This is a genomic window from Paraburkholderia sp. SG-MS1 (assembly GCF_012275575.1).
Lineage (GTDB): Bacteria > Pseudomonadota > Gammaproteobacteria > Burkholderiales > Burkholderiaceae > Paraburkholderia.
Window position 1 is genome coordinate 70,483 of the sequence record NZ_NPIH01000229.1, and the last position, 20,776, is coordinate 91,258.

Annotated in this window: 18 protein-coding genes; 12 read left to right on the forward strand and 6 right to left on the reverse strand. The window is 64.5% G+C overall.

Features of this window, described 5'->3' with window-relative positions; all coding sequences use genetic code 11:
* Positions 1-7 precede the first annotated feature (7 nt).
* From CIC12_RS21125 to CIC12_RS21150, 6 genes are all read left to right on the forward strand, one after another.
* Positions 8-1,186 carry an acetate/propionate family kinase gene (locus CIC12_RS21125; RefSeq protein WP_168666634.1) on the forward strand — a complete coding sequence of 393 codons (1,179 nt, stop codon included), beginning with the start codon at positions 8-10 and terminating at the stop codon, positions 1,184-1,186.
* A gap of 2 nt (positions 1,187-1,188) precedes the next feature.
* Positions 1,189-1,971: an enoyl-ACP reductase FabI gene (gene fabI / locus CIC12_RS21130; protein ID WP_168666636.1), complete on the forward strand. Its 783-nt coding sequence runs from the start codon at positions 1,189-1,191 to the stop codon at positions 1,969-1,971.
* Between the two features lie 284 nt (positions 1,972-2,255).
* Complete coding sequence (locus tag CIC12_RS21135) at positions 2,256-2,450, forward strand: hypothetical protein (RefSeq protein ID WP_446728025.1); 195 nt, start codon at positions 2,256-2,258, stop codon at positions 2,448-2,450.
* 165 nt (positions 2,451-2,615) lie between these two features.
* Complete coding sequence (locus CIC12_RS21140; protein ID WP_168666638.1) at positions 2,616-3,827, forward strand: GGDEF domain-containing protein; 1,212 nt, start codon at positions 2,616-2,618, stop codon at positions 3,825-3,827.
* 305 nt (positions 3,828-4,132) lie between these two features.
* The gene (locus tag CIC12_RS21145) at positions 4,133-4,423 is read left to right on the forward strand and encodes a DUF4148 domain-containing protein (protein WP_168666640.1); all 291 of its coding nucleotides are present in this window, start codon (positions 4,133-4,135) and stop codon (positions 4,421-4,423) included.
* Positions 4,424-4,605: 182 nt separating this feature from the next.
* Positions 4,606-5,229: a LysE family translocator gene (locus CIC12_RS21150; protein ID WP_168666642.1), complete on the forward strand. Its 624-nt coding sequence runs from the start codon at positions 4,606-4,608 to the stop codon at positions 5,227-5,229.
* A gap of 19 nt (positions 5,230-5,248) precedes the next feature.
* Here CIC12_RS21150 and CIC12_RS21155 read toward each other — a convergent pair whose 3' ends face one another.
* Positions 5,249-6,664: an aminotransferase-like domain-containing protein gene (locus CIC12_RS21155; protein WP_168666644.1), complete on the reverse strand. Its 1,416-nt coding sequence runs from the start codon at positions 6,662-6,664 to the stop codon at positions 5,249-5,251.
* A gap of 218 nt (positions 6,665-6,882) precedes the next feature.
* Here CIC12_RS21155 and CIC12_RS21160 point away from each other — a divergent pair, with 218 nt between their 5' ends.
* Entirely contained in the window at positions 6,883-8,211 is a 1,329-nt protein-coding gene (locus tag CIC12_RS21160; protein WP_168666646.1) for an aspartate aminotransferase family protein, read from the forward strand.
* A gap of 232 nt (positions 8,212-8,443) precedes the next feature.
* On the opposite strand, the gene CIC12_RS21165 is transcribed toward CIC12_RS21160, so the two are convergent.
* Positions 8,444-8,968 (reverse strand): DUF6496 domain-containing protein, encoded by a 525-nt coding sequence (locus CIC12_RS21165; protein WP_168666648.1) that lies wholly within the window; start codon positions 8,966-8,968, stop codon positions 8,444-8,446.
* Between the two features lie 193 nt (positions 8,969-9,161).
* On the opposite strand from CIC12_RS21165, the gene CIC12_RS21170 reads away from it, so the two are divergent.
* The 5 genes from CIC12_RS21170 to CIC12_RS21190 all read left to right on the forward strand — a co-directional run bounded on the left by CIC12_RS21170 (position 9,162) and on the right by CIC12_RS21190 (position 14,708).
* On the forward strand, positions 9,162-9,413 hold the full coding sequence (locus CIC12_RS21170) for a hypothetical protein (protein WP_042326185.1): 252 nt from the start codon (positions 9,162-9,164) through the stop codon (positions 9,411-9,413).
* A 941-nt stretch (positions 9,414-10,354) separates the two neighbouring features.
* Positions 10,355-11,761 carry a class I SAM-dependent methyltransferase gene (locus tag CIC12_RS21175; protein ID WP_168666650.1) on the forward strand — a complete coding sequence of 469 codons (1,407 nt, stop codon included), beginning with the start codon at positions 10,355-10,357 and terminating at the stop codon, positions 11,759-11,761.
* A gap of 1 nt (position 11,762) precedes the next feature.
* Positions 11,763-13,100, forward strand: a complete 1,338-nt coding sequence (locus CIC12_RS21180) for a sensor histidine kinase (protein WP_168666652.1) — start codon at positions 11,763-11,765, stop codon at positions 13,098-13,100.
* Between the two features lie 7 nt (positions 13,101-13,107).
* Positions 13,108-13,512: a response regulator gene (locus CIC12_RS21185; RefSeq protein ID WP_168666654.1), complete on the forward strand. Its 405-nt coding sequence runs from the start codon at positions 13,108-13,110 to the stop codon at positions 13,510-13,512.
* A gap of 185 nt (positions 13,513-13,697) precedes the next feature.
* Positions 13,698-14,708, forward strand: coding sequence for a response regulator (locus CIC12_RS21190; RefSeq protein ID WP_168666656.1), 1,011 nt, complete (start codon positions 13,698-13,700; stop codon positions 14,706-14,708).
* Between the two features lie 300 nt (positions 14,709-15,008).
* On the opposite strand, the gene CIC12_RS21195 is transcribed toward CIC12_RS21190, so the two are convergent.
* From CIC12_RS21195 to CIC12_RS21210, 4 genes are all read right to left on the reverse strand, one after another.
* Positions 15,009-16,217, reverse strand: a complete 1,209-nt coding sequence (locus CIC12_RS21195; protein WP_168666658.1) for an ABC transporter substrate-binding protein — start codon at positions 16,215-16,217, stop codon at positions 15,009-15,011.
* A gap of 73 nt (positions 16,218-16,290) precedes the next feature.
* Positions 16,291-19,914: a molybdopterin cofactor-binding domain-containing protein gene (locus tag CIC12_RS21200; RefSeq protein ID WP_168666660.1), complete on the reverse strand. Its 3,624-nt coding sequence runs from the start codon at positions 19,912-19,914 to the stop codon at positions 16,291-16,293.
* Positions 19,911-20,405, reverse strand: a complete 495-nt coding sequence (locus CIC12_RS21205; RefSeq protein ID WP_168666672.1) for a 2Fe-2S iron-sulfur cluster-binding protein — start codon at positions 20,403-20,405, stop codon at positions 19,911-19,913. Before CIC12_RS21205 ends, CIC12_RS21200 begins: the two co-directional genes overlap by 4 nt.
* A gap of 16 nt (positions 20,406-20,421) precedes the next feature.
* Positions 20,422-20,776 (reverse strand): amidohydrolase family protein (locus CIC12_RS21210; protein ID WP_168666662.1); only part of this gene is annotated, 355 nt, incomplete at its 5' end.

Here is a 20,776-nt window from a genome sequence, read left to right on the forward strand (position 1 = left end):
CGCCGGCATGGACGTCATTCTCGTCATCAACTCCGGTTCGTCGAGCATCAAGTTCCAGGCGTTCTCGGTGAACGGCGCCACGCTCGATCCGCTCGCGGGCGGCAAGCTCGAAGAGCTTTACACCGCGCCGCGCCTGCTGGTGAAGCGGCACGACGGCGAAGTGATCGACGAGCGCCGCTGGCCAGCGGGCGAACTCCTCGGTCACGACGACGCCATCGCGTTCCTGTTCGACTGGCTGCGTGCGCATGCCGGTGCCTCGACTTTGGTGGCCGTCGGCCATCGCGTCGTGCATGGCGGCGACCGTTATGCCGAGCCGGTGCGTATCGACTCCGAGGTACTAGCCGCGCTCGAAGCGCTCGTGCCGCTTGCGCCGCTACATCAACCGCACAATCTCGCCGCGATCCGTTCGATCACGGCGCGCAATCCTCTCGTACCGCAGATCGCCTGCTTCGACACTGCCTTCCACCACACGCAGCCGGCCGTCGCGACACGCTATGCGCTGCCGCCCGACATCACGAGCCGCGGCGTGCGGCGCTATGGTTTCCACGGTTTGTCGTACGAGTACGTGGCGAGCGTGCTGCCGCAATTCAGCGAGCGGGCGGCGCGCGGCAAGACGGTCGTGCTGCATCTCGGCAACGGCGCGAGCATGACGGCGCTCGATCAAGGCAGGAGTGTTGCGAGCACGATGGGCTTTACCGCCGTCGAAGGACTCGTGATGGGTACGCGCTCGGGCAGCCTCGACCCCGGCGTCGTGCTGTGGATGATCGAAGAAGCGCAGATGGATGCGCACGCCATCGGCTCGCTGCTGTACAAGCGCTCGGGGCTGCTCGGCGTCTCCGGCATTTCGAGCGACATGCGCACGCTGCTCGCGAGCGACGCGCCCGCCGCGGCCGAAGCAGTCGATCTGTTCTGCTACCGGATTTCGCGCGAACTCGGCTCGCTTGCCGCCGCGCTCGGCGGACTCGATGCGATCGTGTTCACCGCGGGCATCGGCGAATTTGCGGCGCCGGTGCGCGAGCGCGTGTGCCGCGCGGCCGCGTGGCTCGGCGTGTCGCTCGATGCGGGCGCGAACGCGCGGCACGGGCCGCGTATCAGCGATGCGCACAGCGCCATTGATGTTTGGGTCATTCCGACCAACGAGGAACTGATGATTGCCCGGCACACGCTCGAACGACTGGAGACATGAGTATGGACAAGCCATCCGCGCAGCTATTCGCGCAACACAAGGTGCTGATCGTCGGCATCGCCAACGAACACTCGATCGCCTATGGCTGCGCGCGTGCATTCCGCGAACTGGGCGCGGATCTCGCGATCACCTATCTGAACGACAAGGCGAAGGCTTACGTCGAACCGCTCGCGGAAGAACTGGGCGCGTCGCTCCTGCTGCCGCTCGACGTCTCGAAGCCCGGCGAACTCGACAGCGTGTTCGATACGATCCGCGAACGCTGGGGACGGCTCGACGTCGCCGTGCATTCAATCGCATTTGCACCGAAGGAGGATCTGCAGGGCGGTCTGCTCAACAGCTCCGCCGAGGGCTTCGCGAAGGCGATGGATGTCTCGTGTCACTCGTTCATCCGGATGGCGCGGCTCGCGGCGCCGCTGATGAACGAAGGCGGCTCGCTGTTCGCGATGAGCTACCTGGGCGCGGCCCGCGTCGTGCCAAACTACGATCTGATGGGCCCGGTCAAGGCGGCGCTGGAAGCGTCGTGCCGTTATCTCGCGCACGAGCTCGGGCCGAAGCACATTCGCGTGCATCCGATCTCGCCGGGGCCGTTGAAGACACGCGCGGCGTCGGGGCTGAAGGACTTCGATTTGCTGCTCAACGAGGCGGCGGAACGGGCGCCGATCGGCGAGCTCGTGGATATCATGGATGTCGGGTATACCTGCGCGTTTCTTGCGACGCGTTATGCGCGGAGGATGACGGGGAACACGATTTTCGTCGATGGGGGCGTGAGCATCATGAATGGGTAGCGCGGGTCGTCCATCACGAATCGCGCCCGGGCAAAGACGCGCTGCGCGCTGGCGGGACTCGCAGTTCGAGTCGCGCCACAAACCGCTGTTCATCACTTCGGGGCAAATCGCCCTCCTTCCGTTAGCACCCGTAAAATTAGAACCAGGAGCCTGGTAGTCAACTCGCGTGCCCGACCGATCGAGCCGAGCCGCCACCGAAAAGCCCATGGCAGATCGAGCAAACGCGGCTAGGCGGAAGGTTCCCGGCATCGGCGAAACATAGCGCAAATCACACGATCCAGACCATGCCAGCTCACGCGGACGCCACGACCGCCTACACGAAGCGCTTCGACGCCGTACTCGCGCATATCGATGCGAACCTCGAAGGCGACCTGTCGGTGGATGCGCTGAGCCGCATTGCGAACTTCTCGAAGTTCCATTTTTTCATCGACAGTTCGCCGCCTATGTGGGCGTGCCAGTCGCGCGCTACGTGCAACTGATGCGCTTGCGTCCTACGCGATGCGCACCACAGACGGCATTGCGGCACATCGCCCACCGAACGCATTCGCCACTTCGGTCCGACTATCATTATGCCGTCGAAAATTTCAGCGTAAAATGCGCCTTCCGCCGCGATGTACCGGCGTGAAAGAGCCTTTACGTCAGCGATGCATGTCGATCTCATTACCCTTTATCTACTAGCGATCGGAACGCTTCTCGCCAGTTCCGGGATGACGCTGTGGGAGAGTCGCACGCATCCCAAGCGCAGCAAGGAATTGAAAATACTGGCAGCGGGTTATGCCACGCTCGCCATCGGCTGTGTGGCGGCGTTGTTCCGGCGCGGCCTGCCCGGCTCGACGGGCTCTGCGTTGAGCAATCTCGTCATCGTCAGCGGCTATCTGTTGATCCTGCACGGCGTCGCCTTGCTGAACCGGCGGCAATACCGCACCGGCTCAATCGTCATGCTCGGCATGCTGGCGCTCGCGTGGGCAGTGGCGGGCACGCGCTGGCAAGGCATCATGTGGGACTACGTGAGCTCGATTCCGATCGTGGTGGCTTGCGGCATGACGTCTCTCGAACTGCTGCGAAACGACGGCATGAAGTCGCTGCAATCGCGGTACATCGCCGTGGCCGTGTCCGGGATTCATGCGCTCTTTTATGCGTTCCGAGCCCTCATCCTGCCGTGGCTGGCGATGACTTACGGGCGCGACGTCCTCGCGGTCGTCGGCAAGATCACGATGTACGAAGGCGTCCTGTACTCGGTCATTCTGCCGATGACCTTGCTCACGCTCGTGCGCGAGGAAGCCCACGGTCAGCTGTTGCAGGAATCGCAAACGGATTATCTGACCGGCCTCGGTAATCGCCGATGGTTTTTCGAACAGGGTGCGCGCGTCCTTCGTGACAGCGACGCGTCCCGACCCGTTTCACTGCTTGCCTTCGACCTCGATCACTTCAAGACGATCAACGATCGATACGGTCACGAAACCGGAGACCGGGTCCTTAAATCGTTTGGAGAAGTTGCTCGCGGCGCGTTGGGGCCCGACGCGATTCTCTCGCGCATCGGCGGAGAAGAATTTGCCGCCCTGCTGCCCGGCGAGGACAGCCTGCGTGCCAGAGAGACGGGGGAGGCGCTGCTCAGGCGGTTCGCCGGGACGATCTCGCACCGGACCGACGGAATCGGCATACAGGCCACGGTGAGCATCGGCCTCGCCTATTCCGAAAGCGGAGCGGCCACGCTTGCCGACCTGCTGGCCGCTGCCGATCAGGCTTTGTACAGCGCGAAATCGTTGGGCGGCAATCGGCTTGAATTGGCACGGAGCGCTTCAGGCAGCCAGTCGGCGGATGATGGCATTGGCCGTCGCGATAGAAGCGCCGTGTAAGCGCGCAGGCTACATTTCAATATGGGTTCAGTCGCTGGCGGCGTCGATCGCGCCAGCCTCGATGCATGTTTCCCGCCGACATCGAAAGCCCTATACCGCCTAACGCGGCACAGTCGTTGCGAAAAAATCCTGATCTCAGGAAAATGACGATAGCCTCTGGCGGATTGAACCTGTACTCGCTCCTGGGCTGGGCGCGCTTACCGGCATTGCGCGGACGAGCGCAACATGAGACTCGGAATCGGGCCGTTTGCACCTGCTGTACGGTGTCGCTCGAATGGAGGGAGACGTCATATGGAGACCCACCGATGAAGTGGCCGATGCTTGCCTCGTTGGTTTTATTGCTTGCTGGCTGCGCAGCGGGCGGCACACCGGAAAGCGCGGCACACTTGAGCGCAACGCAATGCCGCGACCTGGCCGCGCTCAGAAGCAACGCGCCTCCAACCCCGGAACGAAGCCGTAGCGAACTCGCGGCGTTAAGGCAGGCGGGTTACGACCCATCCAAGTGGTTGGACCCGCACTACCCGGAAGATCTGCAAGCGGCACAGCGTCAGGTCGACCGCTGGTTTGTGACGGAATGCAAGCCGCCGCCGGGTTGACGTCAAACTCGTTCGATTCGCGCGAATCTTACTTCAGTGTCGTTCGACGACGGGCTGTCCCGCTGTCTATTCATCACCAACTGCACCCGTACCGGCCTCCATTCTCAAAACCGTACCGGTACTGTACCGGCCCATCTCGATAGAATCTACTCCACTGTCCTCTCGCCGACACCGGAGTCGTCATGTCTTGCTTCACTCTCAGTGCGCTGCCCGCCGGCATTCTGTTCGCGCTCGTCACTACCATCACGCCCGGCCCGAACAACACGATGCTGCTCGCCTCGGGTGTCAACTTCGGCTTCCGCCGCACGCTGCCGCATCTTTCCGGCATCAGTCTCGGCGTCGTGCTGTTGATGCTGTCGGTCGGCATCGGTCTCGGTGAAGCCTTCGTCCATTTCCCCGTGCTGTACACGGTGCTCGAAGTGGCGAGCGTCGCCTATCTGCTCTATCTCGCGTGGAAAATCGGCACGTCGGGCGAGTTGAAGGTGAAGTCGGGCGAACGCCGGCCGATGCGCTTTCACGAAGCGATCGCGTTCCAGTGGGTCAATCCGAAAGCATGGATGATGGTGCTGACCGCCGCCACGACGATCCATCTCAGCGAGAGCTACAGCATGAACGCCGTCGCGATGGCGGTGATCTTCTACGTGATCGGCTTTCCGTGCATCTGCCTGTGGGCCGGCTTCGGCACCGCGATGCGCCAGGTGCTGGCGGACCCGAAGCGCTTGCGCGTCTTTAACGTGGCAATGGCACTGTTGCTCGTGTTCTCGCTGTACCCGATCGCACTGCGCCTGATCGGCGTGAGCGCCTGACCGGGCTGAACGGACCCGCCTAGAGCGTGCCTCGCCCGACTCGTTCGATGAAGCGCCACAGCGCGTCGTCGAGCGAGTACGGCGCATTGAAACGGAACCAGGCGCTCGGCGCATCGTCGGGGCGGAAGTAGGAGCCCGGCGCGAGCCAGATGCCGTGCGACAGAGCGGCCGTCGCCACTTCGCCGGCCCGCCCGGCCTCGATCGGCAGGCGCGCCCACAGAAAGAGCCCGGCGCGCGGCCGGTGGAACACCTCGAGACCGAGCGAATCGAGCCGCTCCTCGACGCTCGCGTGCGCGAGCTTGAGCCGCTCGTTGACCGCCTCGACATGACGCGCGTAACGCCCTTCGAGCAGCACCTTGTCGACGATCCGCTCGATCGCCTCCGACGATGTCAGCCCCACCGCCATTTTCGTGCGCGCCAGTTCGCGCAGCACGGCCTGCTCGGCGACCACGTAGCCGCAGCGCAGCCCCGGCGTCACCGTTTTCGAAAAGCCGCCCACGTAGAGCACGCGCTGCAGGCCTTCCATCGCGGCAAAGAGCGGCGCGCCGGATGGCGCGAGTTCGCGGCTCACGTCGTCCTCGATTACCCACATGCGCTGGCGTTCGGCGATCTGCAGCAACCGGAACGCCGCCGACATGCCGAAAGTCGCGCCGGTCGGATTCTGCAGCGTGGTGTTCACGAAGATCGCCTTCGGTTTGTGTTCGGCGACCAGCGCTTCGAGCACATCCGTATCGACGCCCGCCGGCGTACGCGGCACGCCATGCACGACCAGTCCCGCCAGTTTCAGAATCTGCAGCAGGTTGCAGTAGCCGGGATCTTCGACGATCACGACATCGCCCGCGCGCAGCAGCGTGCGCACGATCAGATCGAGCCCTTGGGTCGCACCCTGCGTGAGCAGCACATTGGACACATCGACGGGCAGGCCGCGCCGGTCGAGCTGTTCGGCGATCCGCTCACGCAGCGGCGCGAAACCGTACGGATGCCCGTAGTCGCCGAGGCGCGCCGCCGGCACCCGGCTCGTTGCGCGCAAGGCGTGCTGCAAGCCGGTCTCGTTGATCCACTCGTTCGGCAGCCAGCCGCCGCCCGCCTTGATCGGCACCGAATGGTCGGCGAACACGTCGGACAGCAGCCAGGTCGCGGTGAGGCTCGGCGGCTGCCAGTCGGTGGCGGCCGTGCGCGTGGACGGCGCGCGCGCCGCCACGCGGTAGCCGGAGCCGCGCCGCGCGACCACGAGGCCCATCGACACCAGCCGGTTGTACGCCTCGGTGACCGTGAAGGTGCTCAGCTGATGGCTCTGCGCGAGTTGCCGCACCGACGGCAACAAGGCGCCCGCGCGCAGCGACTGCGCCTCGATGGCGCGCGCGAAGCCTTGTACCACCTGCTCGACGAGCGTGGGAGCGGCGCGCCGGTCGCGCGCAAGTTCTAATTCGATCATGGTCAGCACGGAATCGGGGCGAAGAGGCGGGTCGCGGCAAGCGGCCAAGGCGGTCGACGTGGCGCCTCGCTTCCGTCGACACAGTTGGCGCCAATGCGCCAATACAGTTGGCATCGCACTACGTCAACTGTTTATGCCGCCATTAAACCGCGAACGCTACAGTTTCGCCATGCCCCAACGGAAATCCCTTGGGGAGACTACTTCGAGGAGATGCCCACATGACTTCGCGCCCCGTCATCGACGATCTGTCGTCCTTCTGGATGCCCTTCACCGCCAACCGCCAGTTCAAAGCCGCGCCGCGCTTGCTGGAATCGGCCAAGGGCATGTACTACCGCAGTACGGACGGCCGCGAAGTGCTCGACGGCTGCGCGGGCCTGTGGTGCGTGAACGCCGGCCACGGTCGCGACGAGATCGTCGCCGCGATCACGCAGCAACTGTCGACGCTCGACTTCGCGCCGACCTTCCAGATGGGCCATCCGCTCGCCTTCGAGGCAGCCACCAAGGTCGCCGAGCTGATGCCGGCCGGCCTCGATCGCATCTTCTTCACGAACTCAGGTTCGGAATCGGTCGACACCGCGCTGAAAATCGCGCTCGCGTACCACCGCGCGCGCGGCGAAGCGCAGCGCACCCGGCTGATCGGACGCGAACGCGGCTACCACGGCGTGGGCTTCGGCGGCATTTCGGTCGGCGGTATCGCGCCGAATCGCAAGACCTTCTCCGGCGCGCTGCTGCCGGCGGTCGATCATCTGTCGCATACGCACAACCTCGAACACAACGCGTTCTCGAAGGGTCAGCCCGCGTGGGGCGCGCATCTGGCCGAGGAACTGGAGCGCATCGTCACGCTGCACGATGCGTCGACGATCGCCGCGGTGATCGTCGAACCGGTGGCCGGCTCGACCGGCGTCCTGATTCCGCCGCAAGGCTATCTGCAGAAGCTGCGTGAAATCTGCACGAAGTACGGCATCCTGCTGATTTTCGACGAAGTGATCACCGGTTTCGGCCGCGTCGGCAAAGCGACTGCCAGCGAATACTTCGGCGTCACGCCCGACCTGATCACCATGGCGAAGGCCATCAATAATGCGTCGATTCCGATGGGCGCGGTCGCGGCCAGCCGCACGATCCACGACACGATCGTCAACAGTGGTGCGCAAGGCGCGATCGAGCTGTTTCACGGCTACACGTACTCGGCTCATCCGGCCGCAGCGGCCGCCGCGGTGGCGACACTCAACCTGTATCGCCGCGAAGGCCTGTTCGAGCGGGCAGCCACGCTGGCGCCAACCTTCGAAGCCGCCGCTCATTCGCTGCGCGGCGCGAAGCACGTGAAGGACGTGCGCAACCTCGGCATGATCGCGGGCGTCGAACTCGAATCACGCGACGGCGCACCGGGCGCGCGGGCTTACGAAGCGTTCGTCAAATGCTTCGAGGCGGGTGTACTGGTGCGCTTTACGGGCGACATCCTGGCGTTTTCGCCGCCGCTCATCATCAACGAAGAGCAGATCGCGCATATCTTCAAGACCGTGGGTGAGGTGCTGGCCACCGTGCAGTAAGCGCGGGGCGGGTGTAAAAACGGATGCACGCGTTTGCGTGCGCCCGTTTTCTTTTGAAAGGACGCGCGCGCCTGCCCGGCGGCAAGCACGTGGTCCACCCGAGCGAGCAAGTGTGAACAACGCGCGCGCAACACCCGCGTATGCGTCACATTCTTCGGCAGTGCATATGCAGCCCGCTCATGCGCCGCGTTCTCGCGGGAACACGCGCGAAGCCGCCTCCGCGCCAGCCGCCTCAATGATGCGCCCGCGAAGCCCGTGTATGCGCCGCCTTCTTCGCCGCGGCCGACCGACCCGCCGCACCCTTCGTCGCAGCAGCCTTCTTCGCCGCCGCTGACCGGCTCGCCGCCGGGCGTTTGGCCGCCGCCGATTTCGCCTGTTTCGACATCGCCGCAGGCGACGCCCCGGCGCTGCTTTCGCGCTTCAGCGCATTGGTGGACGCGCGTGAGCGCTTGGCGCCAGGCTCCGTGCTCGCGCTCTTTCGCGCCGTGCTCTTGTGCTGCCCGGCGGAGTTGTCCTTGTCCGCTTTCTTGCGGGTCGCCTCGCTCGCCGCGCCTTTCTTCGGCGACTTCACGCTGACACCCGCCCGACGCGCTTCCGACAGGCCGATCGCAATCGCCTGCTTCGCCGACCTGACGCCGTGCTTACCGGCGCGCACCTTGTCGACCTGCTCCTTGACGAACTCTCCTGCCTGGGTGCTCGGTGACTTGCCGGCGCGTTTGTCGGCCGCGGCACGTTTGAGGGTTTTCTGTTCCGGCATGACGGTTCTCCAGTTGACTGTGGCCTCTGTCATGCAGCAACGGCTGTGCCGGGGGCCGCTAGTCTGCCGTGGGGATCGGTCGAACAACGCCGACACTCCGGCATTTCGAGCGGCGGGGCTCGCGCGTGTCGGCGGGACGGCGTATGGTATCGGCAAGGGTTGGCGCCACGGTCCGGCCCGACGGGAGACGTCCATGAAGATACCTACCGTTCGCGCGGGAGCGCATATCGAAGGCGTGCACTGGGTCGCCGAATACGCGGAAGACGTTCACGAGATTCGCGTGTTTCGCGAAGGCCAGGAAGTGGATGTGCACAACGCGCCATCCACCCTCTTCGGCGATGAAGAGAATGCAGGCTCCAAGAGCACCGCCGATCATCGCGCGGTCGAAGCCGCGGTGCTGGCTTATCTGCGACGCTTCGTCATCGAGCACGATGCCGAGGAGTAGCGCCGTTGCTCGCGTGCCGGGCGGCACGGTTTGGCTTTCTGCATGAGACAGCCGCGTCAAGCCGGAAGCTGGAGGGCTTGTCGGTCATTACGAGTGAGGCATACGCGGCAGCCAACGCTTTGAATCCGTTGTTCAAATGCGCCTGGCTTACGTTGACCGTCAATTCAGCCCTGGATGCGGTGGGCTTGACGGCATCAGTTGTAACGTCGTGGCGGGCGCGTACCACGATCACATTGTTGTTCCCCTCGAATCGGCACAGACGGCAATGCACGTACTTCATCAATTGCAGACGGATGAAGGCATCGCATAACGACCGGCGAATGACGTTTCAAGAAGGTGACGGCCGAACTGGCGCGAGCTTCGAACCGGAGCTCCGCTTACGCGATTAAACCGTCACGACAGTCTTGCGCTCCGCCTTGCTGTCGATGCTGTGGCGGACGCATTGCCTTACTGCATGATGCGAGCGGCGCAGACATCGCCGGCGCATGCAGGTCCAGCTTAAGCCTCTCCAAGCACGGCCGCTTCGAATCCCCATGAGCCCTGGGTCGGCTGGCTATTCCACCGCGCTCCCCGAACCTTTGACGCGCTTTCGTCGAGTGCCTCCAGGCAATTTCACTGATCAAGTCCGCGTGAGACCCCAGCATTCTTTTTTTGTCAGTAGAATGCTGCAAATCGCAAAGGTCCGGACTGTTCCGAAACTGGCTATCGCGAGATCACGCGATAAGCGAAATGCATAACCTGACTGGCCGATGCAGACCGGGAGGAAGTGGTACGGCACCCGGAAAGAAACGGGTTGCCGGGGCGGCAACTGAAATACCGATGGCGACGCTTCATCACCTGGACCAGGGAAACCATCGACGCTGAACCAGCCGACCTGCTGGCCCAGGTATGGCACCAGATTTCAAACCAACTTGTCGTCGTACTTACCTAGCCACAATACTGTGTATTCCAAAACGCAAATCGATCCGGTAGTGAGCTTCCGCAACTCGCAGGGCGAGCAGGTGCGAGGCACGATCATCAATCTCCAGCGCAAGTCCCTGGTGATGGAGGTCTATAACCCGTACTCGATTGTCCAGGTCAGCGAGGTGCTGAACGACCTGTCGGTCAAGATGGGCGTGGAACACGCCTATTCGGGCAAGGCGGTCGTCATCAGCATGGTCAATACCGGCCTGACAGCCATTGTCTCGGTGACGCTGATCGCCGAGTGGCGGGAACTGAGTGGCGGCACGCTGGAAGCGCGCGCGGTGGGGGAAGAAGCACGCCGGTTCGCGCAGGACTGGACCGAGCGTTTCCAGATCCGCCGTGACTACCAGATCGCGGTCAACCAGATCCGGGCTTTCCTCTCAGACATGTCGCGCTGGGTCGAGCAGGCGGACCTCGCCGACACCATGCCGAAGGAAGGCAAAAGCCTGCGCGAGGACTTTTTCCTCGAACTGGCGTCGCCACTGATGGAAAGGACCAAGCTCTACTTCGACGAATTCGAAGCCGAGGCACAGTTGGTCGACCCGGAACTGGCGCCGGCACATCGTGCCTTTGCCCAGGCCGCGCTCCATCCCCTGCTGCTGCGCTCGCCCTTCGTCTTCCGCACCTTCACGAAGCCGCTGGGTTATGCCGGTGACTACCAGATGGTCAACCAGATGCTCGACGATCCCCGTCAGGGTCCGAGCACGTATTTCCAGATCGTCAACGCGGCCTTCCTGCAGACGGCTGTGGCACGCGCGCACCGCAATCGCGTCGATCTGCTGGTGGACTACCTGACCCGGCTGGCCAATGAAGCGCGCGCCGCGCGGCGGCCGTTCCGGGTGCTGAACGTGGGTTGCGGCCCCGCTCAGGAGATTCAGCGTTTCATGCATGAATACGACGAGCCGGAGTGGCTGACGTTCGAGCTGCTCGACTTCAGCCAGGAGACACTGGACTGGACGCGCGAGCGCCTCGCGTCGATCGCACAGAAAATGGGTCGGCGCATGACCATTAGCTACACGCATGATTCGGTGCACCACCTGCTCAAGCGCCGGATGGATGCGGATGCACCGGACGTCCGCGAGTTCGACGCGGTCTATTGCGCGGGCCTCTTCGACTACCTGTCCGACAAGGTCTGTGCCCGGCTGAACCAGCATTTCGCGAGCCGCACCAGACTGGGCGGCCGCCTGCTCGTCACCAATGTCCACGCCGACAACCCGGAGCGCTTCAGCATGGAACATGTGCTGGAGTGGTACCTGATCTATCGCAACGAGGCACAGATGGCGGAAATCATGCCGGAGAACTGCGGCGAGCCGCGCCTGTACACGGACTCGACCGGGGTTAACGTGTTCGCCGAGGCGGTGATCGGCCAGCAACAAGTAGCCTGAGATGACGACATCCCTGGCTGGGCTACATTCGAACTATCGGGAAGAGTTGCGCGACTACCGGTTGCTGTGCAGCAAGGCCGGCGGCCTGACCGTGATCGCGCTCGTGCTGATGGGCGTGGCGCTGGACTATGTCGTATATCCGGCTGAGCAGGAGCGCTTTGCCATCGTTCGGGTGCTCACCAGTGCAGCGATCGGCCTGGCCTTGCTCTCGCTCTATACGAACACGGGCAAACGCCAGGTGCAGGTCATCACCTTCCTCTGGCTGCTGCTGCCGCAGGCAATGATCTCCTGGATGATTTACGTCACACAGGGCGAGGAGTCGCTGTTCTATGCCGGGCTCATGCTGACGATCTTTGCGGTCGGGATCCTGTTCCCCTCCGGCTACCGTCAGACGCTCGCATTCGGCCTCGCCACGGTCTGCCTCTACTACATCGCCTGCGTGGCACATCCGGGTGGCATACAGAACCCGAGCAAGTTTCAGTTCCAGCTGATCCTGATCTTCTTCTGCGCGTTGGCCAGCTCCATTTACACCTTCTTCAACGAGAAGGGCCGTTTCCAGCTTTTCCGGCTAAAGGATGAGCTGGCACAGAAAAACGAACAGCTCGCCCGTACCAACGAAAGTCTGGCGCAGATCAAAGGCCAGTTGCTGCAACAGGAGAAGATGGCTGCAATCGGCACGTTGTCCGCGGGGCTGCTCCACGAGGTCAACAACCCGGTGAACTTCTGCCTGATGGCCATCGAAATAGCCATGGAGGAACCGCAGGCCCAGGACAGCCCGTCGATGCTGGAGTGCCTGACGGACGTCAAGCAGGGCATGCAGCGCATCCAGCACATCGTGTCGGATCTGAAGACCTTTGCCTACCGCAAACCCGGCGCTGCGGCCGATGATGTGCCGTTCCTGTTCGAGAAGGCGCTCGACTCGTCGACGCGGCTGAGCGCGCACGAGCTGCGCGGCGTGAAGCTCACGCGCGAACTGCCCGGCGACACCCTCGTACTCGGCGACGAAGCCGCCATCATCGGCGTACTCATCAACCTGTTCTCGAATGCCGCCCTGGCCATGCACAAAGCCGGCACCGTATCGCCGCAGATTCATGTCACGGCGCAATGGCACGACGACCGCCTGCACGTGAACGTGCGCGACAACGGCCCGGGGATCGCCGCGGAGAATCTGGCGCGGGTGTTCGAACCATTCTTCACGACCCGCGAAGTCGGGCAGGGCCTCGGCCTTGGCCTGTCCATCAGCTATGCGGTGGTGGAGCGGCACGGCGGCACCCTGTTTGCAGAAAGCGAGCTGGGCAAGTGGACCGCGTTCAACTTCGACCTGCCGCGTGTCGAGTGATGTCGAGATGAAAGAAAACCCGCAAGCTCGGCAGACTGTCGTCTACGTCGATGATGAAGAATTGGCCCGCAAGTATTTTGCGCGCGCGGCCGGCAGCGACTATGAAGTACTGCTCGCCAGTGGCGCGGACGAGGCCATGTCGATCCTGCGCCGCGAAGGCGCACGCGTGGCGATCCTGGTGACCGACTTCCGCATGCCCGGCCAGCACGGCGACGACCTGCTGCGGGACGTCTCCCAGGCGTATCCGCATATCGTGCGTATCCTGGTGACGGCCTACGCGGACAACAACGCGCTCCAGGGCGCGGTCAACTCAGGCGAAGTGTTTCGAATCCTGGAGAAACCGCTAGGCGTGGGCAGGGTCCGCGAGGTGCTGGCATTGGCGACAACAGCCTCAGTGTTGCGCCCGGGCTGATGCAGCGCTTGCCGACCGCCTCCGTTATCACGAACGCCGGCCTTGGCGGGCTTCGGCATGATTTTCTGCAACCGCGTCATGCAGTCCTTTGGCAGGAGTATCAGGATCGCATCCGCGTCCGGCGCCGGCAGGACCGTGACGCCGGAATTCCCCAATTTCAAGGATCGAATGCACAGGAGTGACCAATGAGCAATACGATTGCCGACCAGACACCGCCGCCGGCGATTCTGTTCGTTGATGACGAAGCCACCGCGCTCAAATACTTCGAGCGCGCCATCGGCGCGATCGCGCCGGTGGTGACGGGCGCCTCCGTGGAGGACGGCAAGGCAATGCTGGATGCCCACGCCGGCAGTCTGGCCGTGCTGGTGTCCGACCAGCGCATGCCCGGCGAATATGGCAACGAACTTCTGCGCTATGCGCGCGAGCGCTATCCGCACATCGTCCGGATCCTGACGACGGCCTATTCGGAGCTGGACCAGACCGTCGAGGCCGTCAATCAAGGCCAGATTCATCGCTATATCAAGAAGCCGTGGGACATCACCGCGCTGCGCATGGAGATGAAGCAGGCGCTCGAGCTGTCGGGACTGCGCAAGGAGCGCGACCAACTCGTACGCGAGAAGCTGGGGGTGCTGCAAACGCAGACCGTGGCCACCCGCATCGGCATAGTACACACGCTATGCGCCAGCCTCATCGGCCCGGGCCGCTTTCAGCCGGTGGAAACCTACCTGGCCGGCACCGAGCTAGCCGGTACGCGCAATGTGGAGCCGGACTGGCAGCGTATGGACTACGCCGACCTGGTGCGTGCCGAGAGCGAATGCAGCGGCAGCTTCGGCCACGCGGTCAGCACACGCCTCTCGGAGTTGCGTACGCAGAATGCCGGCCGCAGTGCTGTTGATGCGGTGCAGGTCTTCGTCGAAGTGCTCGGTGCCACGGTACGCGGCGGCGGCGATGCGTTGATCTGGACTTCGCCCACCACGCTCAACGAGTTCCTTACCCGGCCGGTGGGTCAGGCCGTATCGGCCGAGCACGCTGCCTGGCTGGCCTGCCTGCTGTGGCTGGAAGAAGCCGGCGGCGCGCTGCGGTTTGTGCGTGAAGGTGACACCATCGTCTGCCGGGTCGGCACACGCGCAGCCAGTTTTGCGGCCGACCGCCTGGCGGTCTGGATCGAGCGGTTCTCGGAGCGGGCGTTCGGCTAGGTGAAGCAGACGATCCGTGCTCAAAGCGGGCGCAACGGGCGCGGGCGGCTGGTCAGGCCGCAGGGCGCATAACCGCTGTACCGTGGAGAAAAGACGTCGCGCCAGCCGAGGGTCGAACGGCCGGGCGGGGCAAAAACACGGCTCCTGTTACAGGCCTACTGGCGGCGTCGAACGCCGCCAGTGCCTCGCATGCAAACACGACAGATAAACGACGCCGTGAAACACGGCACGCAAACCAGCCGCGCCGCTCAAGCAAGCCGCTCAAGCAAGCCGCTCAAGCAAGCCGCTCAAGCAAGCCGTTCACTCAGCAGGCCGCAACTTCTTGACCTCGGCGTCCGACGGCTGCACGCTCGCACCGTCGATATAACGGTACGACGTCATCAGCCCCTTGCCGTCCTTCACCCCCGTCACCCCGACATACGCGCCCATGGTCGACTGATTGTCCTGCGCGCGATAGCTGATCGGCCCGAACGGCGTCTGCACATTGAGACCCTTGAACGCGGCGGCGAGCTTGTCGGAATCGACCGAGCCCGCTTTCTTGATGCCCTCGGCAATCGACATCAGCGCCGAGTAACCCACCACCGAGCCGAGCCGCGGATAGTCGTGATATTTGGCCTTATACGCGTCGACGAACTTCTTGTTCGCCGCCGTATCGATCGAATACCACGGGTACCCCGTGACGATCCATCCGGTCGGCGCTTCCGCGCCCAGCGGATCGAGGTAGTCCGGCTCGCCCGTCAGCAGCGACACCACGCTGCGGTCCTTGAAGAGCCCGCGCGTATTGCCCTCCCGTACGAACTTGCCGAGGTCCGCGCCGAACAGCACGTTGAAGATTGCATCCGGCTTCGCATCGGCGATCGCCTGGGTGACGGCGCCCGCGTCGACGTTGCCGAGCGGCGTTGCCTGTTCGGCGACGAACTGCACGTCGGGCTGCGCGGCGCTCAGCAGCTTCTTGAACGTCGCCACCGCCGATTGCCCGTACTCATAGTTCGGATAGACCAGCGCCCAGCGCTTCTTCTTCAGTTTGGCCGCTTCCGGCACCAGCATCGCGACCTGCATGTACGTGGAAGGACGCAGACGGTATGTGTATTTGTTGCCATCGGCCCAGACGATCTTGTCGGTCAACGGCTCGGCGGCGAGGAAGAAAATCTTCTTCTGCTTCGCGAAGTCGGTCAATGCGAGGCCGGTGTTCGACAGGAAACCGCCGAACAGCAGTTGCACCTGCTCTCGCGCGATCAACTCCTGCGCGACGCGGATCGTGTCGCCGGGATTGCCGTTGTCGTCGCGCGACACGACTTCGAGCTGCTTGCCGAGCACGCCGCCCGCCGCGTTCACCTGCTCGAGCGCGAGATTCCAGCCGTTCTTGTAAGGCCCGAGAAAGGCGGGCTGCGCCTTGTAGCTGTTGATCTCGCCGATCTTGATGGTCTGTTGTGCGCTCGCGCCCAACGCGGCAAGCGAGCACACCGTCGAGACCGTAAGGCGAGAGATCCATCCTGCGCGCGTGGTCATGCGTTTCTCCGTTATCAATGGGATTGCGTGAATGCTGTTTGTCAGGCGTCCCGGCGTCCGGGCAGCCCGTGTGTCAATTTGCCTGTGACGTCGCGCGAATGCGGGCCACGCTCGCCGCGACGTCCTGCCATGCCGGCTTGCCGCCCGCGAACTGCCGACGCAGATACGACACGAGTTCGGCGACCTGGGCGTCGTTGAAACTGTCGCGGTAAGCCGGCATCGTACCGAGTTCGGGCCGTGCAGGCGAGCCGATGCCGTCGAGGATCACGCGAATCAGATTGTCCGGGCTCGCGCTGTGCAGATTCGTGTTGAGCGCGAGCGACGGATGCGCGCCGAACAGTTGCGGCCCGCTGCCGGTGTGATGGCAGGCCGTGCACGCGCCGTCGAAGAGGCGTGCGCCGAGCCCCGCCGGCGCGCCCGCGATCGCGCTGGCCTGCTCGACCTGTCGCGCCATCGCGGCCGGATCCGCGTTGGGCTCCAGCGGATTGAGCGACGCCAGATACGCCGCCATCGCGCGGATATCGCTATCGGGTAACGCCGCGAGATCACTGACGACGGGCGCCATCGGCCCCGCCGCGACGCCATGCAACGGCGCGTGACCGAAGCGCAGATAGCTGAACAGTTCGTCCTCGCTCCAGGGCACCGGCGCATTCGACAACGTGGAAAGCGCAGGCGCTTCCCACCCGTGCGCGACGCCGCCGCCCATGAACGCCGCACCGGTTTTCTCGGCGCCCAATGCGTTGCGCGGCGTATGGCAGGCGCTGCAATGGCCGAGGCTATTCACCAGATACGCACCGCGATTCCATTGCGCGCCCTGCGTCGCACTGGGCGCGAACGTGTTGCGACCGAGAAAGAGACCGTTCCATACGGCCATCAGCGGACGCACGCTGAACGCAAACGCAAGCTTCGTTTCCGGCGCACGGGAACGGACCGGCGTTTGCGACATCAGGTAGGCATAGAGCGCTTTGAGATCGTCGTCGGACGTGTTCTTGAACGACGTGTACGGGAACGCCGGATAAAGGCGATGACCGTCGCGGCTGATGCCTTGCCGCATCGCACGAACGAACGCTTCCAGCGACCAGTTGCCGATTCCCGTCAGCCCATCCGGCGTGATGTTGGTGCTGTAGACGGTGCCGAACGGCGTATCGAGCGGCTTGCCGCCGGCGTTCGGCACACCGTTGTGCGCGGTATGGCAAACCGCGCAATTGCCGAGCGAGGCCAACAGCTTGCCGCGCGCGACGAGTTCTGGCGCGAACGCGCTGGCGAGCGGCGGCGTAACCGGCGCGAGCGCGGGCGGTGCAAAAGACAAGGCGCCAAGCCAGCCGGCCGTGCCCGCGGCCAACGCGCCGAGAAACCCCAGGCGCCAGCGCTTCCTTTTACGCGCGGCCGCGTCTTCGGCCTGCGCGTCGGCCAGCGCGGCGCGGATCGTCTCCGGCGTGAACGGCGGCCGCCGAAAGCGCACACCGGTCGCGTCGAACAGCGCATTGGCGATGGCCGCCGCGCCAGGCAGCGACGCGGATTCGCCCACGCCCATCGGCGGCTCGCCGTGGCGCGGCATCATCACCACGTCGATCACCGGCACTTCGCGGAAGGTCAGGATCGGATATGCGCCCCACTCCTGGCTCGTCACCGCATTCTCGCCAAACGTCACGCGCTCTTTCAGCGCGCGGCTGGTCGCCTGGATCACGTTGCCGTGAATCTGATGACGCACGCCGTCGGGGTTCACCATCGTGCCGCTGTCCTGGCCGACCACTACACGCGTCACAGCGAGTTCGCCGCTCTTCCGATTGACTTCGACCTCGGCGATCCACGCGGACCATGCCGCGCCGAAACCGGGGAATTTGCTATGCACGTAACGCGCGTACGCGACACCGCGGCCACGAGCGATGTCGCTGTCTTGCTGAGATTGCGGTTGAGCTTCTTCTTGCGCGGCGTGGCGAGGCTCCCAGCCGGCCTTGTCGGCGACGGCTCTGAGCAGTTCGATCGCGCGCGGATCGGTCAAATGCTTCAGGCGGAATTCGACCGGATCGACGCCCGCTTGCGCCGCGAGTTCGTCGATGAAGGACTCGTGCGCGAACGTGTTCGGCAATGCGGACACGCCGCGCAGCCACGAGGCCCGCACGATCGGCGGCGTGTCGTCGCAGACGATGCGCATGCTCCGGTAGTCGTATGGCGGGACGGCCGTGCGGTCGCCCATCTCGAACACCTGCGGCTGTGCGGGAATCGTGCCGGTCAGCAGCAGCGCCAGCGTAGGCGCGTCGTTCGAGGGATAGCGCGTCGCAAAGTCGTACGCGGCCAGCTCGCCCTCTGCGTTCAACGCGCCGCGCACGTCCATCAGTTGCGCGGCGCCCTTCGGCTCCCATGCATGTTCGTCTTCGCGCGAGAGTTGCACGCGTACCGGCGCACCGGTCGCACGCGAGAGCAGCGCGGCGTCGGCGGCGACATCGTCGGCGCAATTGCGGCCATAGCAGCCCGCCGCGTCCATCCGCACGATCTCGATGCGCGCCTCCTCCATCGACATCAGCAGCGCAATGTCGGCGCGCAGCGAATGCGGATTCTGCGTGCCCGACCAAACCTTCAACGCGCCGTCGCGATAGTCGGCCACCGCGCATGACGGTCCGATCGACGCATGCATCTGGAACGGCCACACGTAAGTGCGTTCGAGCGTGCGAGCGGAGTCTTGCGCGAGCGCCGCATCCACGTCGCCGTCGATCACCAGGTCGCGCCGCGTGGCCGGATTCGCGCGCAACGCGGCTTCCACTTCGTCGCTCGTCTCCAGCGGCGGCAAACCTTCGACCGCTTTCCACCGCACGTCGAGCCGCTTCACCGCCTGCTGCGCGACTTCCTCCCGCTCCGCGACGATGCCGACAAAGTCGCGAATCACCACCACCTTGACGATGCCGGGCAAATCGCCGATGGAATCCTCATCGACGCGCAGCAGGCTGTTGCCCATGAAGTCGCCCTGCGCGATGCCCGCATACGGCGGGCGCACCACGCGGCCATGCAGCATGCCGGGCACGCGCACGTCGTGCACGAAACTCAGTTCGCCGGTCACTTTCGCGGGGATATCGATGCGCGGCGCGCTCCTGCCGACGATCCGGTAGTCGTCAGGGGACTTCAATGGCGCATCGGTGGCGAGCATCAGTTCGACGCGCCGCCCTTTGATCAGGTCACCGTATTGAATGTGGTTCGCCGGATCGCCGCCGCGCTGAAACACGCGGCCGTCCTGCACCTCCAGTTGCTCGATGCCCACCTTGAAACGGGTCGCCGCCTCCGCGAGCAAATAGTGACGCGCTTGCGCCGCCGCATGCCGCAGCGGCACCGCTGAAATCTGGATCGTCGCGCTCGCGATCGTCGGCCCCTGGTTCGGCGCTTCGCCGGTGTGGCCGAGCACGATCGACACGCGCGTCAACGGCACATCCAGTTCCTCCGCTACGATCTGCGCAAGCGCGGTGCCGATGCCGGTGCCGAGATCGACGTGACCGTTGAACGCGACCACGCTGCCGTCGTCGCGCACGACGAGAAACAGGTCCGCTTCGGTCGGCACGAACGACGAGCGCGAGCCCGGTTGACCGATCGCGGCCTTTACCGGCGCTTGCGGCGGCCGCGTGACGATCAGCACGCTCTGCGCGTCGTAGAGCTGTTTGCGCGACGGCGGCGCGTCGCGTCGATCGACGCTGAAATCCGGGCCGGTCATGCGCGCGCTCCGTCACGCGCGGCGAGCAATTCGGCGGCGCGCTGCACCGCGCGCACGATCTCGACATGTGTGCCGCAGCGGCACAAGTTGCGCGACAACTCGCGCTGGATCGTCGCGACGCTCGGCTGTGGATCGCGATCGAGCAAGGCCTTGGCCGTCATGATCATGCCGTTCAGGCAGTAACCGCACTGCGCGGCCTGTTCCTCGACGAACGCCTGCTGCACCGGATGCAGCGCGGCGCGCGTGCCCAGTCCTTCGAGCGTCGTGATCTCGCGGCCCACCGCGACCTGCGCGGTGGTCACACAGGCGCGCGTCGGCACGCCGTCGAGCAATACGGTGCACGCGCCGCATTCGCCGAGGCCGCAGCCGAACTTCGGCCCATTGAGCGCGAAGTCGTTGCGCAGCAGGCAGAGCAGCGGCGTGTCGGCGGCGGCGCTGACCAGATGGGTCGCGCCGTTCACCTTCAGCGCAAGCGGCGCGAGGCGGTTGATCACGATCCGTGCGCGCTCAGAGCACCAGCGGGACTTCGGTCGCTGGCGGCGTATTGCGGCTGCGGCGGCAGCGGATCAAACCGTCGATCATCACCATGCCCACGCCCGGAATGTCGCCGAGCTGTACGCTTTCGAGCAGCGTATCGGCCGCCGTGTGCTGCGCGCGGTCCATGAACACGAGGTCGGCGGGACGGCCCACTTCGATCAGGCCTTGGCGCAAATTGCGTTGCCGCGCGGTGTTGCCGGTGGCAAAGCAGAATGCGATTTCGGCGGGCACGTCGGCGAGGCTCGCAATCAGCGCGATCATTCGCAGGATGCCGAGCGGCTGCACGCCGGAACCGGCGGGGCTGTCCGTGCCGAGAATGATCCGG

Bases quoted from the DNA above. Each gene is read 5' to 3' on its own strand.
- CIC12_RS21125 (WP_168666634.1), top strand. From the start codon at position 8: ATGGACGTCATTCTCGTCATCAACTCCGGTTCGTCGAGCATCAAGTTC.
- fabI (WP_168666636.1), top strand. From the start codon at position 1,189: ATGGACAAGCCATCCGCGCAGCTATTCGCGCAACACAAGGTGCTGATC.
- CIC12_RS21135 (WP_446728025.1), top strand. From the start codon at position 2,256: ATGCCAGCTCACGCGGACGCCACGACCGCCTACACGAAGCGCTTCGAC.
- CIC12_RS21140 (WP_168666638.1), top strand. From the start codon at position 2,616: ATGCATGTCGATCTCATTACCCTTTATCTACTAGCGATCGGAACGCTT.
- CIC12_RS21145 (WP_168666640.1), top strand. From the start codon at position 4,133: ATGAAGTGGCCGATGCTTGCCTCGTTGGTTTTATTGCTTGCTGGCTGC.
- CIC12_RS21150 (WP_168666642.1), top strand. From the start codon at position 4,606: ATGTCTTGCTTCACTCTCAGTGCGCTGCCCGCCGGCATTCTGTTCGCG.
- CIC12_RS21155 (WP_168666644.1), bottom strand. From the start codon at position 6,664: ATGATCGAATTAGAACTTGCGCGCGACCGGCGCGCCGCTCCCACGCTC.
- CIC12_RS21160 (WP_168666646.1), top strand. From the start codon at position 6,883: ATGACTTCGCGCCCCGTCATCGACGATCTGTCGTCCTTCTGGATGCCC.
- CIC12_RS21165 (WP_168666648.1), bottom strand. From the start codon at position 8,968: ATGCCGGAACAGAAAACCCTCAAACGTGCCGCGGCCGACAAACGCGCC.
- CIC12_RS21170 (WP_042326185.1), top strand. From the start codon at position 9,162: ATGAAGATACCTACCGTTCGCGCGGGAGCGCATATCGAAGGCGTGCAC.
- CIC12_RS21180 (WP_168666652.1), top strand. From the start codon at position 11,763: ATGACGACATCCCTGGCTGGGCTACATTCGAACTATCGGGAAGAGTTG.
- CIC12_RS21185 (WP_168666654.1), top strand. From the start codon at position 13,108: ATGAAAGAAAACCCGCAAGCTCGGCAGACTGTCGTCTACGTCGATGAT.
- CIC12_RS21190 (WP_168666656.1), top strand. From the start codon at position 13,698: ATGAGCAATACGATTGCCGACCAGACACCGCCGCCGGCGATTCTGTTC.
- CIC12_RS21195 (WP_168666658.1), bottom strand. From the start codon at position 16,217: ATGACCACGCGCGCAGGATGGATCTCTCGCCTTACGGTCTCGACGGTG.
- CIC12_RS21200 (WP_168666660.1), bottom strand. From the start codon at position 19,914: ATGACCGGCCCGGATTTCAGCGTCGATCGACGCGACGCGCCGCCGTCG.